We start from the raw sequence: 19,276 nt of genomic DNA, 5'->3' as shown, positions 1-19,276 counted from the left end.
CCTTCCATTGCGTGGGTCCGGTGGTGCACTTACTTGAGTCCTGAGGTGGCGAGGCCGTCGATCACGCGCCGCTGCATCACGATGAACGCGATCAGCACCGGGGCCATCGCGAGCAGGCTCGCCGCCATCAGCACGGGGTAGTTGATCGTCACGTCGCCCGCGATCGTCGCGAGGCCCGCGGCGAGCGGCATCTGCGCAGAGTCCGTCGTCACGACGAGCGGCCACAGCAGCTCGTTCCATGAGAACAGCACCGTCGTGATCGCGAGCGCGCTGATCGACGGGCGCGCGAGCGGCAGCATCACGCGCCAGAAGATCTGGATCGGGTTGGCGCCGTCGATGCGCGCCGCTTCCTCGAGCTCGCGAGGCAGGTTGATGAACGCCGTGCGCATCAGGAAGGTGCCGAAGGCGCTGAACAGCCCGGGCGCGACGAGGCCGAGCACCGTGTTCAGCCACCCGAGGCTCTGCACGATCTGGTACTGCGAGATCAGGTACGCCTGCGAGGGCACGAGCAGGATCGACAGCACGATGGCGAGCAGGATGCCTTTGAAGGGGAACCGCATGCGCGCGAACGCGTACCCGGCCAGCGTGCACAGCACGATCTGCGCGAGGGTGCGGATCACCGTGATGACGATCGAGGTGCGCAACTGGGACAGGAAGGGCATCCGCTCGAAGACCTGCACGTAGTTGCCCCACTGCAGGTGCGCGGGCCAGAAGACGGGCGTCACGGACTGCACCTCGGCGTTCGTGGACAGCGACATGATGATCTGCCACAGGAACGGCAGCGCCATGATGAACCCGCCGACGGCCAGCACGACGTGGATCCAGGCGTGCGAGGGCCTGCGTCGGCTGCGCGTGCGAACGGATGCCGAGAGCTCAGTCATTGTGGACCCACCGTCGTTGGAAGCGGAACTGGAACAGCGTGATCAGCCCGATGAGCGCGAAGATGAAGATCGCGACCGCGGCGGCGAAGCCCTTGTCGTTGGTGATGAAGCCCGACTGGTAGAAGTAGAAGACCAGCGACATCGTCTTGGGCATGACGGCGTTGTGCGTGCCGAGCATCGCGTAGAGCAGATCGAAGAGCTGGAAGCTCGAGATGATCGTCACGATCAGCACGAAGAAGATGCTGGGCGTGAGCAGCGGCACCGTGATCGAGCGGAACTGCCGCGCGCGCGAGGCGCCGTCGAGCTCGGCCGCCTCGTAGAGCTCGGGCGGGATGTTCTTGAGCCCGGAACCGAGCAGGATCATCGAGAAGCCGAGCGAGGACCATAGCCCCACGATGGAGACGGCGACGAGCGCGAACCACGGCGTGGTCAGCCAGTACGGCCCGTCGATGCCGAGCAGCCCGAGGAACCAGTTAAGCAGCCCGAAGTCGCCGTTGAAGATCATGCGCCACACGAGCGAGATCGCCGTGGGCATCGCGACATACGGCAGGAAGAAGAGCACCCGATAGAACTGCGCGAAGCGTAGCCCCGGGGTGTTGAGCAGACTCGCGAGCCAGACCGACAGGGGCACCCCGAGGAGCACGATGGCGGTGTAGATGACGGTGTTGAGCAAGGAGCGGTAGAGCTGCGGGTCGCGGAAGAGCTGCGCGTAGTTCGCGCCGCCCACCCAGGTCGAGCCGCCGAAGACGCCCCAGGTGGTGAAGGAGTAGTAGGCGGTCTGAATGATCGGCCAGAGGTAGAAGCCGGTCACCCCGATGAGCAGCGGCAGCACGAAGAGCCACGGCCAGGCGCCGTCGTATCTGCGGCGCCGCCGCGGGGCATCCGCTCGCATCGCCTCGCTCGTCGAGCTCGTCATCGTCGTCCTTCCCGATCGCCCGGGCGGGGCCGGTCGCGCTGCTGCACGGCCGGCCGGCACGGGGTCGATCCTCGCTGAGTCAGCGATGGCGTCACTTCTCCTTGGCGAGCGCCGCGTTCATCTGCTCGGCGAGATCCTTGCCGACGTCGCTGACGGACTTCGTGCCGTCGAAGGCGTCGGGCAGCAGGTTGGTCTCGAGCGTGTTCCACGCGGCGGTGTTCTTCGACACGGGCAAGGGCTTGGCGACCGAGACCTCGTCGAGGAAGAGCTGCAGGTTGACGCCGGGCATCGACTTCGCGAACGCGGTCTGGGTGCCGGTGTAGGCGGGGATGACGGCGCCCATGTCGCCCTGCTGCTGCTGGGCCTCCTTGCTGGCGAGGTACACCTGCAGGGCCTGCGCGGCGCCCTTGTTCTTCGAGTTCGCCGCCACGACGTTCGCGACGCCGTGGATCACGTTCGCGTCGACCTTGCCCTTCGGCAGGCGGTACGCCTGCACGTCCTTGGCGATCGGGGCTGCGGCGATCTCGCTGCGGGCCCAGTCGCCGCCCTGGTACATGGCCGACTTGCCCGAGACGAACCACTGGTCGCCCGGGGTCTCGGTCAGCTGCTTCATGTTGGGCGAGGCGCCGGACTTGATGAGGTCTGCCCAGAACTGCAGGCCGGCCTCGGTGGCCGGATCGTCGTAGCCCGACTTCTTCCCGTCGGGCGAGACGACGTAGCCGCCCGCCTGGAAGATCGTCGGGTAGTAGGTGGTCTGGCCGTCCATGCCGGCCGAGACGCCGTAGATGCCCTTCGACTTGAGGTTCTGCGAGATCTCCGTCGCGGTCTTCTGGAAGTCGTCCCACGTCCAGTCATCGCTCGGCAGCGCGACGCCCGCCTCCTGGAACAGCGCCTTATTGACCCACACGCCGATGGTGTCGAAGTCCTTCGGCACGCCGTACTCGACCTTGTTGTAGGTATAGAGCTCGTCGAGCGACGACGAGTAGTTCTTGGGGTCGATCGCCCCGGCCTTGACCTCGCCGGTGATCGGCTCGAGCTTGCCGTTGGCGGCGTAGAGCTGGAAGTTCGGCCCGTTCATCCAGAACAGGTCGGGCAGCGCGTCGCTCGACGCCTGGGTCTGCAGCTTGGTCCAGTAGTCGGCGAAGGGCGTGACGCTGACCGTCACCTTGATGTTCGGGTACTCCTTGTTGAATCCCTCGAGGTTCGCGTCGATCGCCTTGACCTGGGTCTGGTCCCAGACGGCGTAGGTGAGGTCCGCCTTGGTGTCTTTCGCGACGGCCTTGTAGCTGCTGTCGCTCGACGAGCCGGTGGACGTTGCGGCTCCCTGGCTGCAGCCGGAGAGCAGCGCGACGGCGCCGAGGGCGCCGACGATGCCGATGAGCGCACGGCGGCCGTGCGTCAGGCGCTGGGGTGTGGCAGGCATGCTCGATCTCTTTCTTGGGGGTAGGCCGTCAGCGCGCGACGGCGATGGTGGGTGATGCAAGGGGCAGAGAGGCGAAGTAGTCGCGGATGCCGTTCGGCAGCTCGGGCACGTCGAGAGGCTGCGAGCCCGAGCGCAGCGACGTCGTGGCGAGGGCGCCGGCGGCGACCGCCTCGCGGGCCGCGACGGGCGACAGCTCGGGCGGCTCGCCCACGAGACTGCGCAGGAACTCCGAGACGGTGAGCAGGTCGGCATCCGTGTGCCCATCGCTGTCGCCCGCGATCGGGTACTGGGCATCCCCCGCGAGGTCCCACGAGCGGCGACGGTTCCACACCCGCACGACGCCGTCGGCGGTGTCACCGAAGTTCTCGAGCCGCCCCTCCGTGCCGATGACGGTGTAGTTGCGCCAGTAGTCGGGGGTGTAGTGGCACTGCTCGTAGCTGGCCATCACCCCGTTGTCGAGCGTCATGAGCACCATCGAGAGGTCCTCGACGTCGACCACCGGGTTGAGGCCCGTCTGCGCGAGCGGCGGCCAGTTCTCGTACGAGAACCAGTCGGTCATGAGCTGGCCTTCGCGGGTGGCGCGGTCGGCGATGGCGCCGTAGAGGCTGAGCGCCCCCATGCCCACGACGCGGCGGGTGTAGCCGCCGGCAAGCATATGGATGACGTCGAGGTCGTGGCTCGCCTTCTGCAGCAGCAGCGAGTTCACGTGGCGGCGATCGGCGTGCCAGTCCTTGAAGTAGTAGTCGCCGCCGTTGCCGACGAAGTGCCGGCACCACACGGCCTTCACCTCGCCGATGTCGCCGCGGCGCACCAGCGAGCCCATCAGGCGGGCGACGGAGGAGTGGCGGTAGTTGTGGCCGACGTAGAGCGGGGTGCGGGTCTGGGCGGCGGCCGTCATGACGGCATCCGCCTCGTCGAGCGTGATCGCCATCGGCTTCTCGAGGTAGACCGCGACCCCTGCTCGCAGCAGTTCGGTGGCGATCTCGGCGTGCGTCCAGTCGGGTGAGGTCACGATCGCCGCGTCGATGGCCCCGGCCTCGATCAGCTCGCGGTGGCTCGCGGTGACGAGGACCTCGGCGCCGAACAGCTCGCGGGCGCGGGCACGCCCGGGTTCCGTGGGGTCGGATGCCGCGACCACCGCGGCGTCGACGCCGGAGGCCGCGACGTGTTGGGCGATGACGGCACGCTGGCCGATGCCGATCACCCCGACCCGGATGGTCCCGGGAGTTGCCGTCGTCATTCCGTCACCGCCTCTTCGCGCGTTTGTGATCTATATGATGCCGAATCGCTCACATATGCACAATATGAGGACGCGACAACGATCACACGGTCAGCCGGGAAGCTTTTACAAATCGGAAACGTCGCGGGCCGCGCTCAGCCGCGCGAAGGGCCGGCGCGACAGGTGCGGAGCGTCAGTCCGCTGCGACGACGAGCTCGACGCCGGCGCTCTGCAGTTCCGCGGCGAATGCGAGCGCCACGGGTTGGTCGGTGACCAGCAGGTCGATGCGGTCGAGCGGGCAGATCCGCGCGAAGGTCGAGCGCGCGAGCTTGGTGGCATCGGCCACGACGATCACCTTGCGCGCCACCGCAGTGAAGTATCGGCTGACCGCGGCCTCGCCCTCGTGCAGGGTCGTCGCGCCGTACTGTGCGCTGAGCCCGTCGACGCCGAGCACCGCGACGTCGAGCGCGAACTCGGAGAGCGCCGCCTCGACGAGAGAGCCGATCAGCTCATAGGACTGCCGCCGCGCTACGCCGCCCGTGACCACGATCTTCACGTTCGCGCGCACCGACAGCTCGTAAGCGATGTTGAGCGCGTTGGTGACGATCGTGATGCCGCTCTCGCCGTCGGAGCGGATGAAGCGGTCGCTCTTGCCCAGCTCGCGCGTGACCTCGGTGGTGGTCGTGCCGCCGTTGACGCCCACGGTCTGCCCCGGCTGGATGAGCCGCGCGGCCGCGCGTGCGATCGCGGTCTTGGCCTCGGCCTGCCGCGCGATCTTGTACTGCAGCGGCAGCTCGTAGCCGGCGCCGAGCGCCGCGGCCCCGCCGTGCGTGCGGGTCACGAGCCGCTGGTCGGCGAGCGTCGTCAGGTCGCGGCGGGCCGTGGCGGGCGAGATGTCGAGGGCCTCGCCGATGTCCGCGATCGTCACGTTCCCGCGTTCGCTCACGAACTCGAGCAGGGCGTTGAGCCGCTGCTGGGGCGTCATGCGTGCCACAGACTTCTCCTTGCGTCATCCGTTGGCTCATTCTAGGGATGCAGGAAAAGCCGTCATGATCTAGTTTGATTGTCTTGCTTGATTTCGATCATGAATGATCTGCAAGAATGGCCTTGCCGCTCAACCGGGCTGCTCAGAACGGAAGGGACCCATGTCCGAGCTCTTCGTCGCCACCGAATTGACGTCACAACCCGAGACGTGGCGCGCTGCGGCCGCCGCTCTTCCGGCCGTGGCCGAGCACCTGCCGCAGCCCGGCGAGCGCGTCGCGGTCGTCGGGTGCGGCACGAGCTGGTTTATCGCGATGAGCTATGCGGTCGCCCGCGAGCAGGCGGGCCACGGCGTGACGGATGCCTTCGCGGGCTCCGAGTACCCGGCGGGCCGCGCCTACGACCGCGTCGTGGCGATCTCGCGCTCGGGCACCACGACCGAGATCATCGATGTGCTCTCGGCCGTCCAGGGCCGCACGGTGCTCATCACCGGCGTCCCCGGCTCTCCCGCGACGACGGTCGCGGACGAGGTCGTCGAGCTGTCCTTCGCCGACGAGCAGTCGGTCGTGCAGACCCGCTTCGCCACCACGACGCTGGCCCTGCTGCGGGCGGGGCTCGGCGACGACATCGAGAAGCTGGCCGTGCAGGCGGAGGCGGCGCTCGCGATCCCGATCGACGGCCTGCTCGACGCCGAGCAGGTGACCTTCGTCGGCCGGGGCCCCGCTGTCGGGCTCGCCTTCGAGGCGGCGCTCAAGACCCGCGAGGCCGCGCAGTTCTGGGCGGAGTCCTACCCCGCCATGGACTACCGGCACGGTCCGATCGCGATCGCCCAGCCCGGCAGGCTCGTCTGGGCGCTCGGCCCGTATCCTGCCGACCTCGACGCCGAGGTCGAGGCGACCGGCGCGACGTTCGTGCACCACGACCTCGACCCGCTCGCCGCCCTGATCGTCGCCCAGCGCTTCGCGATCAGGGTCGCGCAGCGACGCGGGCTCGACCCCGACCACCCGCGTTCGCTCACCCGCTCCGTCATCCTGCGGTGAACCGGCCCCGCGCCGTCCTCGGCATCGACGTCGGGGGCACCACCGTCAAGGCCCGGCTCGAGACCGTGGCCGGCGAGCTGCTCGAGGCGCGTCGCGAGGCGACCCCGAAGGGCGATGCCGACGCCGCCCGTCTCGCCGCGCTGGCCGCGCGCCTCGCCGTGGACGCCGCAGCGCATGCGGAGGTTGCCGCAATCGGACTCGTCGTCCCGGGCATCGTGCAGGTGGCGACGGGCCGCTCCGTGCTCGCCGTGAACCTCGGCTGGCGTGACGTGCCCGTCGTCGAGCGCGTGCGAGCGGCGCTGCGGCAGCGCGGCGTCGATGCTCCGCTGGTCTTCGGGCAGGACGTGCGCGCGGGCGCCCTCGCGGAAGCCGTGAACGGCGCTGCCCTCGGCATCCCTGGCCCCGTCGTGTTCCTGCCCATCGGCACGGGCGTCGCGGCGTCCGTCGTCACCGACGGCGAGGTGCTGTTCCCCGACGGCTGGGCAGGCGAAGTGGGCCAGTTGCGGCTGACGGATGCCCGGTTCGGCGGTCGCCTGCTGGAGGACATCGCCTCGGCGCCGGCCCTCGCGGCCTCCGCCGGCGCACCCGATGCCCGCATCGCGATCGAGCGCGCGGTCGCGGGAGACCCGCAGGCCGGAGCCGCGCTCGACGACGCCGTCGCAGCACTGGCGGAGGCCGCGGCGTGGTTCGTCGCCGTCCTCGGCTGCTCGCGCATCGTGCTCGGCGGCGGCCTGGCCGAGGCCGGCGAAGCTGTGCTGACGCCGCTGCGTGAGGCGGTGGCCGGGCGGCTTGAGGGGTTCCCGCCCGTCGAGATCGTGGGCGCGGCGCACGGCGACGTGGCCGGGGCGATCGGCGCCGCGCTGCTCGCCCGCCGGGCGGCCGGGGACGCGCGTCGATGAGCATCGTCGTCGTGACGCCGAACCCCGCCGTCGATGTGACCTATCGTGTCGCAGAGCAGCGCATCGGCACGACCCAGCGTGTGCGCGACGTGCGGCGGATGCCGGGAGGCAAAGGCGTCAACGTCGCCCGCGTGCTGGCCGCGCTCGGGCTCACGAGCCTCTCCGTGCTGCCGCTCGGCGGCCCCTCCGGCGCCTGGGTCGCGGCGCGCCTCGACGCGCTCGGCCTTCCGACGCGCCCCGTCCCCATCGCGGGCGACACGCGCTCGACCGTGACGGTCGTCGACGGGCGCGCGCACCCGACGATGTTCGGCGAGCCGGGGCCGGTCCTCACCGCGGCCGAGTGGGAGCGTGTGACCGCCGCGGTCGCCGCCGGCGTCCAGGGCGCCCGGCTCCTCATCGTCTCGGGCTCGCTCCCTCCGCAGACGCCGCCCGAGATCGTCGCAGACTGGGTCGACGTGGCCCGTCGCGCAGGCGCCCGCTCGATCGTCGATGTGCCCGGCGACGCGCTGCTCGCGGCCGCCGCGGCCGGGGCATCCGTCGTCAAACCCAACCGCGACGAACTGCTCGAGGCCACGGGCGCCGACGGCGAGGCCGCGGGCGCCCGATCGCTGCTCGCCCGCGGAGCGGGCGCCGTCGTGGTCTCCCGCGGTTCCGCCGGGATCGCCGCCTATCTGCCGGACGGCCGACTCGAGCTGGCCGCCGTGCCGGGCGTCCGAGGCAATCCGACGGGCGCGGGGGATGCCGCGAGCGCGGGCCTCGCCCGGGCGCTCGCCTCCGACGCCGCGTCGGACCGGGGCTTCGACTCGGCGCTGCGCCACGCGAACGCGCTCGGCGCCGCTGCGGTGCTGCGCCCTGTCGCCGGCGAGGTCGACCTCGACACCTACCACCGCTTCCTCGCCGCACTCCCCTGGCCCGAAATGGAGATGTCATGACCGATGCGGGAATCCGCGCGACCGTCGAGAGGGCGCGCGACCGGGGCACCGCAGTCGGCGCCTACAACGTCGTGCTACTCGAGCACGCCGAGGCGATCGTCGCGGGGGCGGAGCGCGCGGGCGCGCCCGTCATCCTGCAGATCAGCGAGAACTGCGTGCGCTACCACGGCGCGCTCGCCCCCCTCGTGCTCGCGACCGCCGCGATCGCCCGCGCGGCGGCGGTGCCCGCCTTCGTGCACCTCGACCACGTCGAGAGCACGGAACTCGTCTACGAGGGGCTCGAGCTCGGCGTCGACAGCGTCATGTTCGACGCGTCCCGCCTGGACTACGCGGACAACGTCGCGGCGACGCGCGAGGTCGTCGAGCGCTGCCACGCCGCCGGGGTCGCCGTCGAGGCCGAGCTCGGCGAGGTCGGCGGGAAGGACGGCGTCCACGCGCCCGGAGCACGCACGGATCCGGACGAGGCCGCGGCCTTCGTCGCGGCCACTGGCGTCGATCTCCTCGCCGTCGCCGTCGGCACCTCGCACGCGATGCAGCAGCGCACGGGTCACGTCGATCGCGAGCTCATCGGGGCGCTCAGGGCGGCAGTGCCCGTGCCCCTCGTCCTGCACGGCTCCTCCGGCCTCGACGACGCCGAGCTGGCGGCCGCCGTCGGCGCGGGCATGGCCAAGATCAACATCTCGACGCACCTGAACGGCCTGTTCACCCACGAGGTGCGCGCCGCGCTCGACGCCGACCGGGTCGTCACCGACCCGCGCCGCTACATCGCGCCGGCGCGCGAGGCGGTCGCGGCCGAGGTCGCGCGCCTGACGGCGCTGCTCGCAGCCCGTTAGCGGCTCGTCGCTCCCCCGAACGCCGCCACCCCGGTGCGCGTGCCGAGGAAGAGCGTGCCCGCGGCGAAGCTCGGCGACGCGAAGTTCGGCACCGGCCCGGTGTCGAGCCGCTGCAGCCGCTTCCCGGTCGCGGCGTCGAACTCTGTGAGACCGCCGTCCGGATACGACGTCGCCCAGACCGTCCCGCCGACCACGATCGGGGCGCCGTTCGCTGCGCCGAACCGCGGCCCGAGCCGCCAGGTCGCCGTGTCGATCGCCTGAAGCCCGCCGCCGCGGCACGGAACGAACAGCCGCTTCGTCGCCGGATCGTAGGCGGGCCCGCCGTCCGGGTCGCTGCCGCACACGCCGCGCACCTCGGCCGCGCGCGACAGGTCGGAGGCGTGCAGCGCATAGCCGACATCCGTCTTGCCGACCGCGAAGAGGAGTCCGCCGGGAAGCAGCACGGGATTGCCCGTCGCGAGGTCCTCGTCGCCGCCGGCCTCCGGGTCCTTGAACGACGCGAGCACCTCGAGCGACGGCGAGAGCTTCACGACGCTCTCGGTGTACTGCAGCCGGTCCATGCCGGGCGGAAACGGGTTGGCGTTGCCCGTCGTGACGTAGACGCTGCCGTCGACGCCGATCGCGGGCGCACCGCCCGAGAGCCAGATCGCACCGCCCTCGCCGTCGGGCGCGACCTTGAAGCTCACGAGGTCGCCGGCCGCCGTCTCGGACGCCCCGACGAGCCACCCGTGGTAGCGGCCGCAATCGCCGATGTTGCCGCCGTACCCCACATAGACGCGGCCGTTGCCGACCGCCAGTCCCGCGCGCTGCAGGAGATGAACGGATTCCTCGCCCTTCCCGAGCGGCGGGTCGACGTCTTCGCTCAGCAACACCTGACCGGTCGCCACCGCGAGGCCGACGAGCCGGTGGTGCACGGTGCCGCGCGCGTCGACGACCTCGCCGACGGCGAAGATCTCGCCGCGCCGCGGATCGATCGCGAGCGTGGAGGTGATGCCGAGCGGATCGATATTCCCGCAGCCCGTGCGCTCGGCGACGCCGGTGAGCGGCGCGCCGATCGTGTACGACCACAGCTGCTTCCCCGTGGCCCGGTCGAGCGCGACCACACGATTCTTCTCGGTGCCGGCGAAGACCGTGCCGCCCATGACGACGGGCTGGCCGTAGACCGCCGCGCCGAGGTCCGCCGTCCAGAGCTTCCGCGCCGCCTCGGGCGACGGCCCGCCGACGGCGCCCGTGCGGCCCTGGTCGGCGTGATAGCCGGGCCACTCCGCGGCGGCAGCGGCATCGGTGGGCGGACGCGAGGGGGCGACGGATGCCTGCCGCGGCGCCGCGGGCGGCGAGGAGGCCGCCACGTGCGCACCTCCCGCCGAGCACCCCGCGAGCAGTACCGCCGCCCCGACAAGGAGCGCCGCCGCAGGCATCCGTCGCCGTCGCATGCCCTCAGTCTGCGCTCGCACCGGGACGCACGCGAGGGGTGCGTTCGGGTCCCCGCGCTCGCGCGGAAGGGACCCGAACGCACCCCTCGGGGCTTCAAACGGCGAATGCCCTACGGCAGGTAGTACATCGGGTTCGGGAGCTTGAACTGCTCGCCGTGTGCGGCACCGGTCAGGTCGGAGTACTGGTCGCCGAAGTCCGCGACGATGTCATAGCCCTGCGACTCGATGTAGGCGCGGGTGCCCGACTTGTACTCGATCGTGGTGCAGCTGGCCGCGGCGCAGGTCAGGTACGACGGCGGCGTCGGCTGCTTCAGGAACAGCTTCGAGCTGTCGATCGTGCCGTAGCCGTCCTTCGCGAGGTTCGAGATCGTCGCGTCGCGCTGCGCCTCAGGCCGGCCGGTGATGAAGTACACCGTGTAGCCGTGGGCTTGCGCGAACTGGTACAGGCCGACCATGCCGGGCACCGCAGGGAAGGCACCTGCGACGGTCCAGTAGCCGTTGATCGTCGGGTTGTAGCCGAACGCGTTGGCGACCTCGTAGTCGTAGGTGTTGACCAGCGTGTCATCGACGTCGAAGACGATCGCGGGCTTCTTGCCCTTGTCGGGTCGCGCCTGCGGCGAGGTGAGGTACCTCTCGGCGCCCGCGACGATCTTCGCCATCTGCTTGGCGTAGTTCGACGTCGATGACGGGATGGTCGCGGTGACGTTGTCACCGACCCCGGGGATGTCGTACGTCGTGGTCGCCGAGCCGTAGTAGGCCTTGATCTGGTCTTCGACGATGCCGACGTTCGACTCGGTGTTGCCGTCGACCGGCACGAACGAGTTCTGCGCCAGTGCGCCCGCCGCCTCGCGGTCGACCTGCGTGGTCTGCGAGTGGCCGTGGTCCGGATATTGGTTGTGCGCGTTGGCAGCGAGGCCGCCGCCGAGCACGAGTCCCCCTGCGGCGATTGCGGCGCCGAGGATGATGGGGAGGCGGTTCGAGGTGCGTGTCACGAGGACCCCCGTTCGGGTGAATGGACGGTGAATAACCCGTGAACTTAGCAGACCCCTAAGACGGGGGTGTTAACGCTCGATCGTGAACTCCGTCGCGTGCGTCACGGGCGTCTCAGTGACGGCGACGGATGCCAGGCGCGCGGCCCTCGGGCCGCGATCGAGCCAGGCCAGCATCCGCTCGACGGCGCCCGTCTCGCCCTCTGCCTCGACCTCGACCGAGCCGTCGGCGAGGTTGCGCACCCAGCCCGCGAGCCCGAGCTCCTGCGCCCTGGCGCGCGCCGCGTACCGGAAGCCGACGCCCTGCACCTCGCCGGTGACGACCGCGTGCACCCGCCTCATGGCGCCCGCGTCAGCTGGTCTTCGCGAAGACGTTCATCGGCAGCGCGAACGACAGCGCGATCGAGACGATGCCGGCGAAGAAGACCAGGGCCTGCCAGCTCGGAAGCTCTGGGGCGACGGCGAAGAGCACGAATCCGCCCGCGAAGAAGATTCCGGCGATCACGAGCTTGATGACGGTCATGGGGTCCTCCTGCCCACCAGCCTATCGGGGGCCGGGCTGCATGAAGCGCCATGCTTGGAGCATGACGCGCGCCCGGCCCCCGAGCGAGCTCGGTTCGCTCGGCTCGGATCTCAGCGAGGCCACCTCCGCATACCTCGCCTCGTGGCGGCTGACGGCGGACGCCCCGCCCGTGGTCACTCGCACCAGCGCGATCTCGTTCGTGCGCACGAGCGACGGCACCCCGGCCGTGCTGAAGCTGGCGCGGGTCGTCGAGGAGCAGCGCGGCAATGCGCTGATGGCGTGGTGGAGCGGCACGGATGCCGCATCCGCCGCCGTCCTCCAGCACCTCGGCCCTGCGGTGCTGCTCGAGCGCGCCACGGGTCCGCGCTCGCTCTCCGAACTCGTCGCCCGAGGTGACGACGGCGACGATGCGGCCACCCGGGTGCTCGCCGAGACGGCGCTGCGCCTGCATACGCCGCCGCACCACAAAGTGCGCGCGGTGCCCCTGCGCCGCTGGTTCCGCGACCTGCTGCAGACCTCGGATGAGGAGAACGCGGATGCCCGCGCCACCGCCCTCCGCCTGCTCGAGAACCCGCTCGACGAGGTTCTGCTGCACGGCGATGTGCACCACGACAACGTGCTCGACTTCGGCGACGCCGACGCGCCGGCGTGGAAGGCGATCGACCCGAAGGCGCTCGTCGGCGAGAGCGGATTCGACTACGCGAACCTGCTCTGCAACCCGCACGAGACGTATCGATCGAACCACGAGCCGGCCCGCCTCGAGCGGCGCATCGGCGTCGTGGCATCCGTCACCGGCGTCTCACCCGACCGCCTGCGCGACTGGCACACCGCCTGGCACGCCCTGAGCACCCTGTGGCGCGAGCCGCGGCATTAGTGCGCCCCGCCGACAGCTGCGCCCGCGGCGGCACGCACAGTTGTCGGCCGCAGGCGCAGAAACCGGGTCGGGTCAGTGCCCGATGTCGGGCACCGTCTTCGGCCGCACGACGAACCACAAGCCGAGCACCGACAGCGTCGAGGTGACGACCATGATGGCGCCCATCGGCAGGCCGCTCGTCAGGTGGAAGAGCCCGACGATCGGGGCGACGACGCCCGCGAGCACGAATTGGAACGCTCCGAGCAGCGAGGCGGCGGTGCCGGCCTCGTGCGGGTGCGAGTTCATGGTGAGCACGCCGACGGTGGGGAATCCGAATCCGCAGGCGCAGATGAAGAACCACAGCGGCACCATGACCCCCCACACGCCGAGCCCCGCGGCGCTCGTGATGACGATGGCGATCGCGGCGGCGAGCATGACGGCGGTCGAGGAGGCGAGGATCCACTGCGGGCCCACCCGGTGCGAGAGCCGGCCCGCGGTCTGCACACCGATGATGATGCCGACGGAGTTCACGGCGAACAGCAGTCCGTATTGCTGCGGCGAGAAGTCGTAGAGGTCCTGGAACAGGAAGGTGCTCGCCGAGAGGTACGCGAACAGCCCCGCGAAGTTCATTGAGCCGACGAGCACGATGCCGATGTAGATGCGGTCGGTGAGCACCGCCTTGTAGCGGGCGCCGACCGTGGCGTGCGCTGAGCCGTGCCGTGCAGAGGGCGGGCGCGTCTCGACGATCCACAGTGCGACGCAGCCGACGACGAAGGCGCCGTAGGCCGCGAGCACCCAGAAGATGCCGCGCCAGGGCATGATCAGCAACAGCTGCGAGCCGAGGACCGGGGCGATGACCGGCGCCAGGCCGTTCACGAGCGCAAGGTTAGAGAGCATGCGCACGAGCGGCCGCCCGCCGAACAGGTCGCGCACCATCGCCTGCGCGACGACGCCGCCGGCGGCCGCGCCGAAGCCCTGCAGGAAGCGGAAGACGCTGAGCACCTCGATGTTCGGCGCGAGCGCCGCACCGAGGCACGCGATGATGTGCAGGCTCGTCGCGAGGATCAGGGGAAGGCGGCGGCCGACCCGGTCGCTCCACGGGCCGACGAGCAGCTGGCCGATGCCGAAGCCGACCGTCGTCGCCGTCAGGGTGAGCTGAGTGAGCGAGGTCGTCGTGTCGAGGTCGGCCTGCAGCGTGGGCAGCGACGGCAGGTAGGTGTCCATCGTGAACGGGCCGAGCGCGGTGAGCGCACCCAGGATGAGCACGTAGCTGAGCCGTTGGCGGCTGCTCAGCGCGTCGCCGGGGTGGCGGCGGCGCGCAAGCGTCTCGTCAGAGGCGGCGAGGGTGAGGTCAAGAGGGGCGGTCGAGGTCACGAAAGTCCAAAGCGAAGAAGAGAGCGGTGCGAAAGGCGCCCCTGCACGTTCTTCCTCGAATCGATTCGACGGCGCACCTCAATGTTACGCGAGGCCCGGTCGTCACAAAAGCACGCGCCGGCGCCGGATCCCGTGCTTTTGTGACGACCGGCGTGGCCGGGTCAGCTGAGCGAGATCGCCGTCCACGAGACGGGGGGCAGCTCGATCGTCAGCACACCGTCGGCGAGAACGGCGCTCGCGTTGGCCCGCGGCACGACCCGCTCCTGGTCCGCCAGCGTGTTCTGCGCGTAGACGTCGGCGTCGGCGAGGGTGACGGCCTCGGCGACGTGCGCGAATCCGAGACCGCGCACGTCGATCGTGAGCTGGGCCGGCTCCGTGAGGTCGCGGTTGACGAGGAAGACGGCGGCGTGATCGTCGTCGACCGTTGCGACGGCATCGATGACGGATGCCTGCCCGTGACGTGCCGTCTCACACGTCGGCGCCTCGATGACGGGCTTGATCACCTGCCCCGACGCGAGCCGGCTCGTGATCGAGAACGGGTAGAACGTCGTCTGCCGCCACGCCGGTCCGCCCGGCTCGGTCATGATCGGGGCGATGACGTTGACGAGCTGCGCGAGCGAGGCGGAGGTCACGCGGTCGCTGTGCTTGAGGAGCGTCATGAGCAGGTTGCCGACCACCACGGCATCCGCCACCGTGTACACGTCCTCGAGCAGGCGCGGTGCGTGCCGCCACTCGCTCGAGGCGGCGGCTGCGGGGTCGGGGCTGTCGCCGTCGGCATCCGTCTTGTGCAGGTACCAGACGTTCCACTCGTCGAACGAGAGATTGATCTTCTTGCTCGACCGCTTCTTGTAACCGACGTGATCGGCGGTCGCGACCACGGTCTCGATGAAGTAGTCCATGTCGTTCGCCGAGGCGAGGAACGAGCCGAGGTCGCCGTCGTACTCCTGGTAGTACGCGTGGCATGAGACGTAGTCGACGAACTCGTAGCTGTGCTCGAGGACCGTGCGCTCCCAGTCGCCGAAGTGCGGCATGCCCGAGCCCGACGACCCGCAGACGACGAGCTCGAGGTCGGGCTGGGCCGTCTTCATCGCCTGCGCGGTGCGCGCGGCGAGCTTGCCGTAGTCGTCTGCCGACATGAAGCCGGTCTGCCAGGTGCCGTCCATCTCGTTGCCGAGGCACCACATGCGCACGTTGTGCGGCTCTGGCGTGCCGTTGGCGATACGCAGGTCCGACAGCGCGGTGCCCGAGGGATGGTTCGCGTACTCGAGCAGGTCGAGGGCCTCGAGGATGCCGCGGGTGCCGAGGTTCACGGCCAGCATCAGCTCGGAGTCGGTGAGCTTCAGCCAGCGGGCGAACTCGTCGAGGCCGACCTGGTTGGTCTCGATCGACCGCCAGGCGAGGTCGCGGCGCACCGGGCGCTTGTCGCGCGGGCCGACGGAGTCCTCCCACCGGAATCCCGAGACGAAGTTGCCGCCGGGGTAGCGGATCGTGGTGCTGCCGAGCTCCTTGACGAGCTCGACGACATCCAGGCGGAATCCGTCTTCATTCGCCGTCTCGTGGCCGGGTTCGTAGATGCCGTCGTAGACGCACCGACCGAGATGCTCGACAAACGAGCCGAAGGTGCGGCGGTTGACGGGGGCGATGACGGCATGGGGGTCGAGCTCGATGTGGGCGCGCGGCAACTAACGGTCCTCTCGAAGGACGGGAATGGGGATCTTCCTAGCCTTTCACGGCGCCGGTGAGGCCGCCGACGATGCGCTTCTGGAAGATCGAGAAGAAGATCAACGCCGGGAGCATCGCGAGCGAGGTGAACGCAAGGATCTTCGCGGTGTCGGCCGAGTACTGCGACGAGAACGCCTGCACCCCCAGCGGCAGAGTGAAGTTCGACTGCGAGTTGAGGATGTACAGCGGCAGCACGTAGTTGTTCCAACTGCCGATGAACGCCAGGATCGCGACCGTCACGACGCCCGGGATCGACAGCGGAATGGCCATGCGGAAGAAGAAGCCGAGGCGGCTGGCGCCGTCGATGGAGGCCGCCTCTTCGAGCTCGTTCGGGATCGCCCGGAGGAACGGCACCAGGATGATCACGGTCGTCGGCAGGCCGAAGGCGATCTGCGGGATGATCACGCCGAAGAGGTTGTCGATCAAGCCCAGGTCTTTGACCATGATGTACAGCGGCGTGATCGCGATGACCAGGGGGAACATGAGGCCCGCGGCGAACAGCGAGTACATCGCGCCCTTGAGCTTGAAGTCGTAGCGGGCGATGACGTAGCTCACCGCCACCCCGAGAACGACGACTCCGGCCGTGCTGACCAGGGCGACGATGACCGAGTTCGCGAACTCACCCCAGAACGTCGTCGTCGAGAGCACGCCGAGGTAGTTGCTGAAAACCCAGGGGTTCGGCAGTCCCGCCGGGCTCGTGGTGATCTGGGAGTTCGTGCGGAAGCCGCCGACCACGATGTACAGCACCGGCGCGATGCACACGGCGATGAGCAGCAGGGCGATGAAGTACGTGAGCGGGCTGCCCCACTTCTGCGGTGTGTCGCGGTCGACCGTCCTGCGGTACAGCCGACGGGGCTGGACCGGGTTCTCGGCAGCGGTCATCAGTGGACTCCCTCGGTGACGGCGCCTTGCAGGTCGCGGCGCAGGATGAAGCGCTGGTAGAGCAGCGCGATGATCAGCGAGATCAGGAACATCACGACCGCGACGGCCGAGCCGTAGCCGTAGTTCCCGGCGGTGCGGCCCTGGGCGACCATGTAGGTCGCCATGGTCGAGGTGCCGGCGGTGGAGGCGATGTACTGCCCCCAGATGATGTAAACGAGATCGAACAGCTGCAGCGAGCCGATGATCGACAGGAACGCCCAGATGCGAATGGTGGGACCGAGCAGCGGCAGGGTGATGCTCCGCTGGATCTGCCAGTACGAGGCGCCGTCGATCGCGGCTGCTTCGAACAGCTCCTCGGGGATGGACTGGAGGCCCGCGAGCATCAGGATCACGGCGAAGCCGATGTACTTCCACGAGATGATGCCCATCAGCGACCAGATCGCGATGTTCGGATCGCTCAGCCAGTCCGCGGCGAGGAAGCCGAGCCCGATGTTGTGGAGCAGATCGTTGACGGCTCCGCTGGACTGCAGCATGAGGCTGAAGCCGGTGCCGACGATGACCTCGGAGATCACGTAAGGGACGAAGATCAGGATGCGGATGGCCGCCCGGCCCCGGATCTTCTGGTTCAGCAGCAGCGCGAGCACGATCGCGAGCGGCCCCTGGATGACCAGGGAGAGGACCACGATCTGCAGGTTGTGCCAGAGCACCTTCTGGAACTCGGGATCGGTGAGGATCAGCTTGTAGTTGTTGAGCCCCACGAAGTCGGTGGCGGGCCCGTAGCCGTGCCACCGGAAGAAGCCGTAGAACGCGGCGAGCGCGACCGGGAAGATCACGAACGCCAGGAACATCACGATCGCGGGGCCCGAGAGCACGGCGATCTCGAGCCGCATCAGGGCACGGCTGCGGCGCTTGCGCGCCGACGGCGTCGGGGACGCGGCCTGAGCCGTGCCCCCGACGCGAGTCGTGCCCTGCGCCTCGCGGCCGACGGCCGCTGCGGTACCCAGGGTGTCGCTCATCTGCTCGTACTCAGCCCTTCGCCGCTGCGGCGTTGGTGTCCTTGACGATGTCCGCCGCGGTGCCCTTGCCCGCGAGCAGATTGACGACGGCGGTGTTGAGCGCGTTGCCGACGTTCTGGCCGTACTGGGTGTCGAGGAAGTTCACCGTGTAGGCGGCCTTGTTGAAGGCCTGCAGCGACGAGATGTTGTACGGCTGCGTGACGACGGACTGCGCCTCCTTGTTCACCGGGATGGACTGGAACGCCGTGGCGTAGGCCTTCTGCTGCTCGGGGGTCAGGATGAACTCGACGAACTCCAGCGCCTCCTTCGGGGCGTTCTTCGACAGCGAGTAGCCGCCGCCGCCGGCCATCAGGGCCGACGGGTCGCCCTTGCCACCCGCGACCGAGGGGAACGGGAACCAGCCCAGGTCGGGAAGCGGCTTCTGGTCAGGAGTCAGCGACGCGATCACTCCGGGGTCCCAGTTGCCCATGAGCTCCATGGCCGCCTTGTGGTTGGCCACGAGACCCGCCGAGGAGCCGGCACCCTGCTGGGCGGCGGTGGTGAGGAATCCGTTCTGGAACGGGTCGGTCTTGAGCAGCGCCGCGACGTCCTCGCCCGCCTTGGTCCAGCACTCGTCGGTGAACTTGAGCGACTTCGTGACCTCGGTGATGGTCTTCTGGCTGCACTCGCGCAGGGCGAAGTTGTAGTACCAGTGCGCGGCCGGCCACGCGTCCTTGGCGCCGACGGCGATCGGCGTGATGCCGGCGGCCTTCAGCTTGGCGACGTCGGTGTCCAGCTCGTCCATCGAGGTCGGGGGCGTCGTGATGCCGGCCTGCTTGAACAGGTCCTGGCTGTAGTAGATGCCCTCGGGCTGGGTGTCGGTCGGCACCGCGTAGACCTTGCCATCGATCGTGTTGCCCGCGAGAGCCGCGCCCGCCGCCGTCTTCGTGGCGTCGTCGAGGTCGAGCGCCTGCAGCTGCCCCGCGTCGACCATCGCCTGCATCTTGCCGCCGCCGCGCTGCATGAAGATGTCGGGCGCGGAGCTGGAGTTGAGGGCGGTCTGCAGCTTGCCGTCGAAGTCCTCGTTCTGGATCGCTTGGAGCTTGATGGTGACGTTGGGATGGGCGGTGTGGAAGGCGGCCACCGCATCCTTCCAATACTGGGCGCCGGGACCCGTGGTCGAGTTCTCCCAGAGGGTGAGCGTGACCTTTCCGTTGGCGGACGAGCCGCCCTTGTCGTCGCCGTTGCCGGCGCAGCCGGCGGCCGCGAGCGCGACCCCCAGCCCGAGCGCGAGCACCGCCGCGCTGCGTGATTTCCGCGTCATTGTGGAAACTCCCTGATTGTCGTCGTTGACACCGTTGGGGCGAATTAGTTGCGCAAA

The 19,276-nt window shown here is 69.6% G+C and carries 19 protein-coding genes; 5 read left to right on the top strand and 14 right to left on the bottom strand.

The window, feature by feature from the left end:
* Positions 1-29: 29 nt before the first annotated feature.
* The 5 genes from ABD708_RS09335 to ABD708_RS09315 form a co-directional block, all read right to left on the bottom strand.
* Entirely contained in the window at positions 30-881 is an 852-nt protein-coding gene (locus tag ABD708_RS09335) for a carbohydrate ABC transporter permease (RefSeq protein ID WP_344753672.1), read from the bottom strand.
* On the bottom strand, positions 874-1,797 hold the full coding sequence (locus ABD708_RS09330; RefSeq protein ID WP_344753670.1) for a carbohydrate ABC transporter permease: 924 nt from the start codon (positions 1,795-1,797) through the stop codon (positions 874-876). The genes ABD708_RS09335 and ABD708_RS09330 overlap by 8 nt, the downstream gene beginning before the upstream one ends.
* Positions 1,798-1,888: 91 nt before the next feature.
* Positions 1,889-3,220, bottom strand: coding sequence for an ABC transporter substrate-binding protein (locus tag ABD708_RS09325; protein ID WP_344753668.1), 1,332 nt, complete (start codon positions 3,218-3,220; stop codon positions 1,889-1,891).
* 28 nt (positions 3,221-3,248) lie between these two features.
* Positions 3,249-4,460 (bottom strand): Gfo/Idh/MocA family protein, encoded by a 1,212-nt coding sequence (locus ABD708_RS09320; protein WP_344753666.1) that lies wholly within the window; start codon positions 4,458-4,460, stop codon positions 3,249-3,251.
* 172 nt (positions 4,461-4,632) lie between these two features.
* Positions 4,633-5,424: a DeoR/GlpR family DNA-binding transcription regulator gene (locus tag ABD708_RS09315; protein WP_344754518.1), complete on the bottom strand. Its 792-nt coding sequence runs from the start codon at positions 5,422-5,424 to the stop codon at positions 4,633-4,635.
* Positions 5,425-5,584: 160 nt separating this feature from the next.
* On the opposite strand from ABD708_RS09315, the gene ABD708_RS09310 reads away from it, so the two are divergent.
* From ABD708_RS09310 to ABD708_RS09295, 4 genes are read left to right on the top strand one after another with little or no spacing between them, the layout of a single operon-like run.
* Positions 5,585-6,460, top strand: coding sequence for an SIS domain-containing protein (locus ABD708_RS09310; protein ID WP_344753664.1), 876 nt, complete (start codon positions 5,585-5,587; stop codon positions 6,458-6,460).
* A complete protein-coding gene (locus ABD708_RS09305) occupies positions 6,457-7,359 on the top strand; it encodes an ROK family protein (protein WP_344753662.1) in 903 nt (300 codons plus the stop codon). Before ABD708_RS09310 ends, ABD708_RS09305 begins: the two co-directional genes overlap by 4 nt.
* Positions 7,356-8,291 (top strand): 1-phosphofructokinase family hexose kinase, encoded by a 936-nt coding sequence (locus ABD708_RS09300; protein ID WP_344753660.1) that lies wholly within the window; start codon positions 7,356-7,358, stop codon positions 8,289-8,291. The genes ABD708_RS09305 and ABD708_RS09300 overlap by 4 nt, the downstream gene beginning before the upstream one ends.
* The gene (locus ABD708_RS09295) at positions 8,288-9,124 is read left to right on the top strand and encodes a class II fructose-bisphosphate aldolase (RefSeq protein ID WP_344753658.1); all 837 of its coding nucleotides are present in this window, start codon (positions 8,288-8,290) and stop codon (positions 9,122-9,124) included. The genes ABD708_RS09300 and ABD708_RS09295 overlap by 4 nt, the downstream gene beginning before the upstream one ends.
* Here ABD708_RS09295 and ABD708_RS09290 read toward each other — a convergent pair.
* The 4 genes from ABD708_RS09290 to ABD708_RS09275 all read right to left on the bottom strand — a co-directional run bounded on the left by ABD708_RS09290 (position 9,121) and on the right by ABD708_RS09275 (position 12,069).
* Positions 9,121-10,557 (bottom strand): outer membrane protein assembly factor BamB family protein, encoded by a 1,437-nt coding sequence (locus ABD708_RS09290; protein ID WP_344753656.1) that lies wholly within the window; start codon positions 10,555-10,557, stop codon positions 9,121-9,123. The two genes, ABD708_RS09295 and ABD708_RS09290, sit on opposite strands and share 4 nt — an antisense overlap.
* Before the next feature lie 110 nt (positions 10,558-10,667).
* Positions 10,668-11,549 (bottom strand): HAD family acid phosphatase, encoded by an 882-nt coding sequence (locus ABD708_RS09285; protein ID WP_344753654.1) that lies wholly within the window; start codon positions 11,547-11,549, stop codon positions 10,668-10,670.
* Between the two features lie 69 nt (positions 11,550-11,618).
* Positions 11,619-11,888, bottom strand: coding sequence for an acylphosphatase (locus ABD708_RS09280; protein ID WP_344753652.1), 270 nt, complete (start codon positions 11,886-11,888; stop codon positions 11,619-11,621).
* Between the two features lie 10 nt (positions 11,889-11,898).
* Positions 11,899-12,069 (bottom strand): hypothetical protein, encoded by a 171-nt coding sequence (locus tag ABD708_RS09275; RefSeq protein WP_344753650.1) that lies wholly within the window; start codon positions 12,067-12,069, stop codon positions 11,899-11,901.
* 61 nt (positions 12,070-12,130) lie between these two features.
* On the opposite strand from ABD708_RS09275, the gene ABD708_RS09270 reads away from it, so the two are divergent.
* Complete coding sequence (locus ABD708_RS09270) at positions 12,131-12,943, top strand: aminoglycoside phosphotransferase family protein (RefSeq protein ID WP_344753648.1); 813 nt, start codon at positions 12,131-12,133, stop codon at positions 12,941-12,943.
* Between the two features lie 72 nt (positions 12,944-13,015).
* Here ABD708_RS09270 and ABD708_RS09265 read toward each other — a convergent pair whose 3' ends face one another.
* From ABD708_RS09265 to ABD708_RS09245, 5 genes are all read right to left on the bottom strand, one after another.
* Positions 13,016-14,215 carry a multidrug effflux MFS transporter gene (locus ABD708_RS09265; RefSeq protein ID WP_344754516.1) on the bottom strand — a complete coding sequence of 400 codons (1,200 nt, stop codon included), beginning with the start codon at positions 14,213-14,215 and terminating at the stop codon, positions 13,016-13,018.
* Between the two features lie 242 nt (positions 14,216-14,457).
* Positions 14,458-15,978, bottom strand: a complete 1,521-nt coding sequence (arfA, locus tag ABD708_RS09260; RefSeq protein WP_344753646.1) for an arabinosylfuranosidase ArfA — start codon at positions 15,976-15,978, stop codon at positions 14,458-14,460.
* A gap of 37 nt (positions 15,979-16,015) precedes the next feature.
* On the bottom strand, positions 16,016-16,900 hold the full coding sequence (locus tag ABD708_RS09255; RefSeq protein ID WP_344753644.1) for a carbohydrate ABC transporter permease: 885 nt from the start codon (positions 16,898-16,900) through the stop codon (positions 16,016-16,018).
* Positions 16,900-17,916, bottom strand: coding sequence for a carbohydrate ABC transporter permease (locus ABD708_RS09250; protein ID WP_425553271.1), 1,017 nt, complete (start codon positions 17,914-17,916; stop codon positions 16,900-16,902). The genes ABD708_RS09255 and ABD708_RS09250 overlap by 1 nt, the downstream gene beginning before the upstream one ends.
* Before the next feature lie 10 nt (positions 17,917-17,926).
* The gene (locus ABD708_RS09245) at positions 17,927-19,219 is read right to left on the bottom strand and encodes an ABC transporter substrate-binding protein (RefSeq protein WP_344753642.1); all 1,293 of its coding nucleotides are present in this window, start codon (positions 19,217-19,219) and stop codon (positions 17,927-17,929) included.
* Positions 19,220-19,276: the final 57 nt, after the last annotated feature.

Source organism: Gryllotalpicola koreensis (assembly GCF_039538185.1).
Classification (GTDB): Bacteria; Actinomycetota; Actinomycetes; order Actinomycetales; family Microbacteriaceae; genus Gryllotalpicola; species Gryllotalpicola koreensis.
The sequence above is the reverse complement of the archived record's forward strand: the minus strand, read 5'-3'. Positions and strand labels throughout refer to the sequence as shown.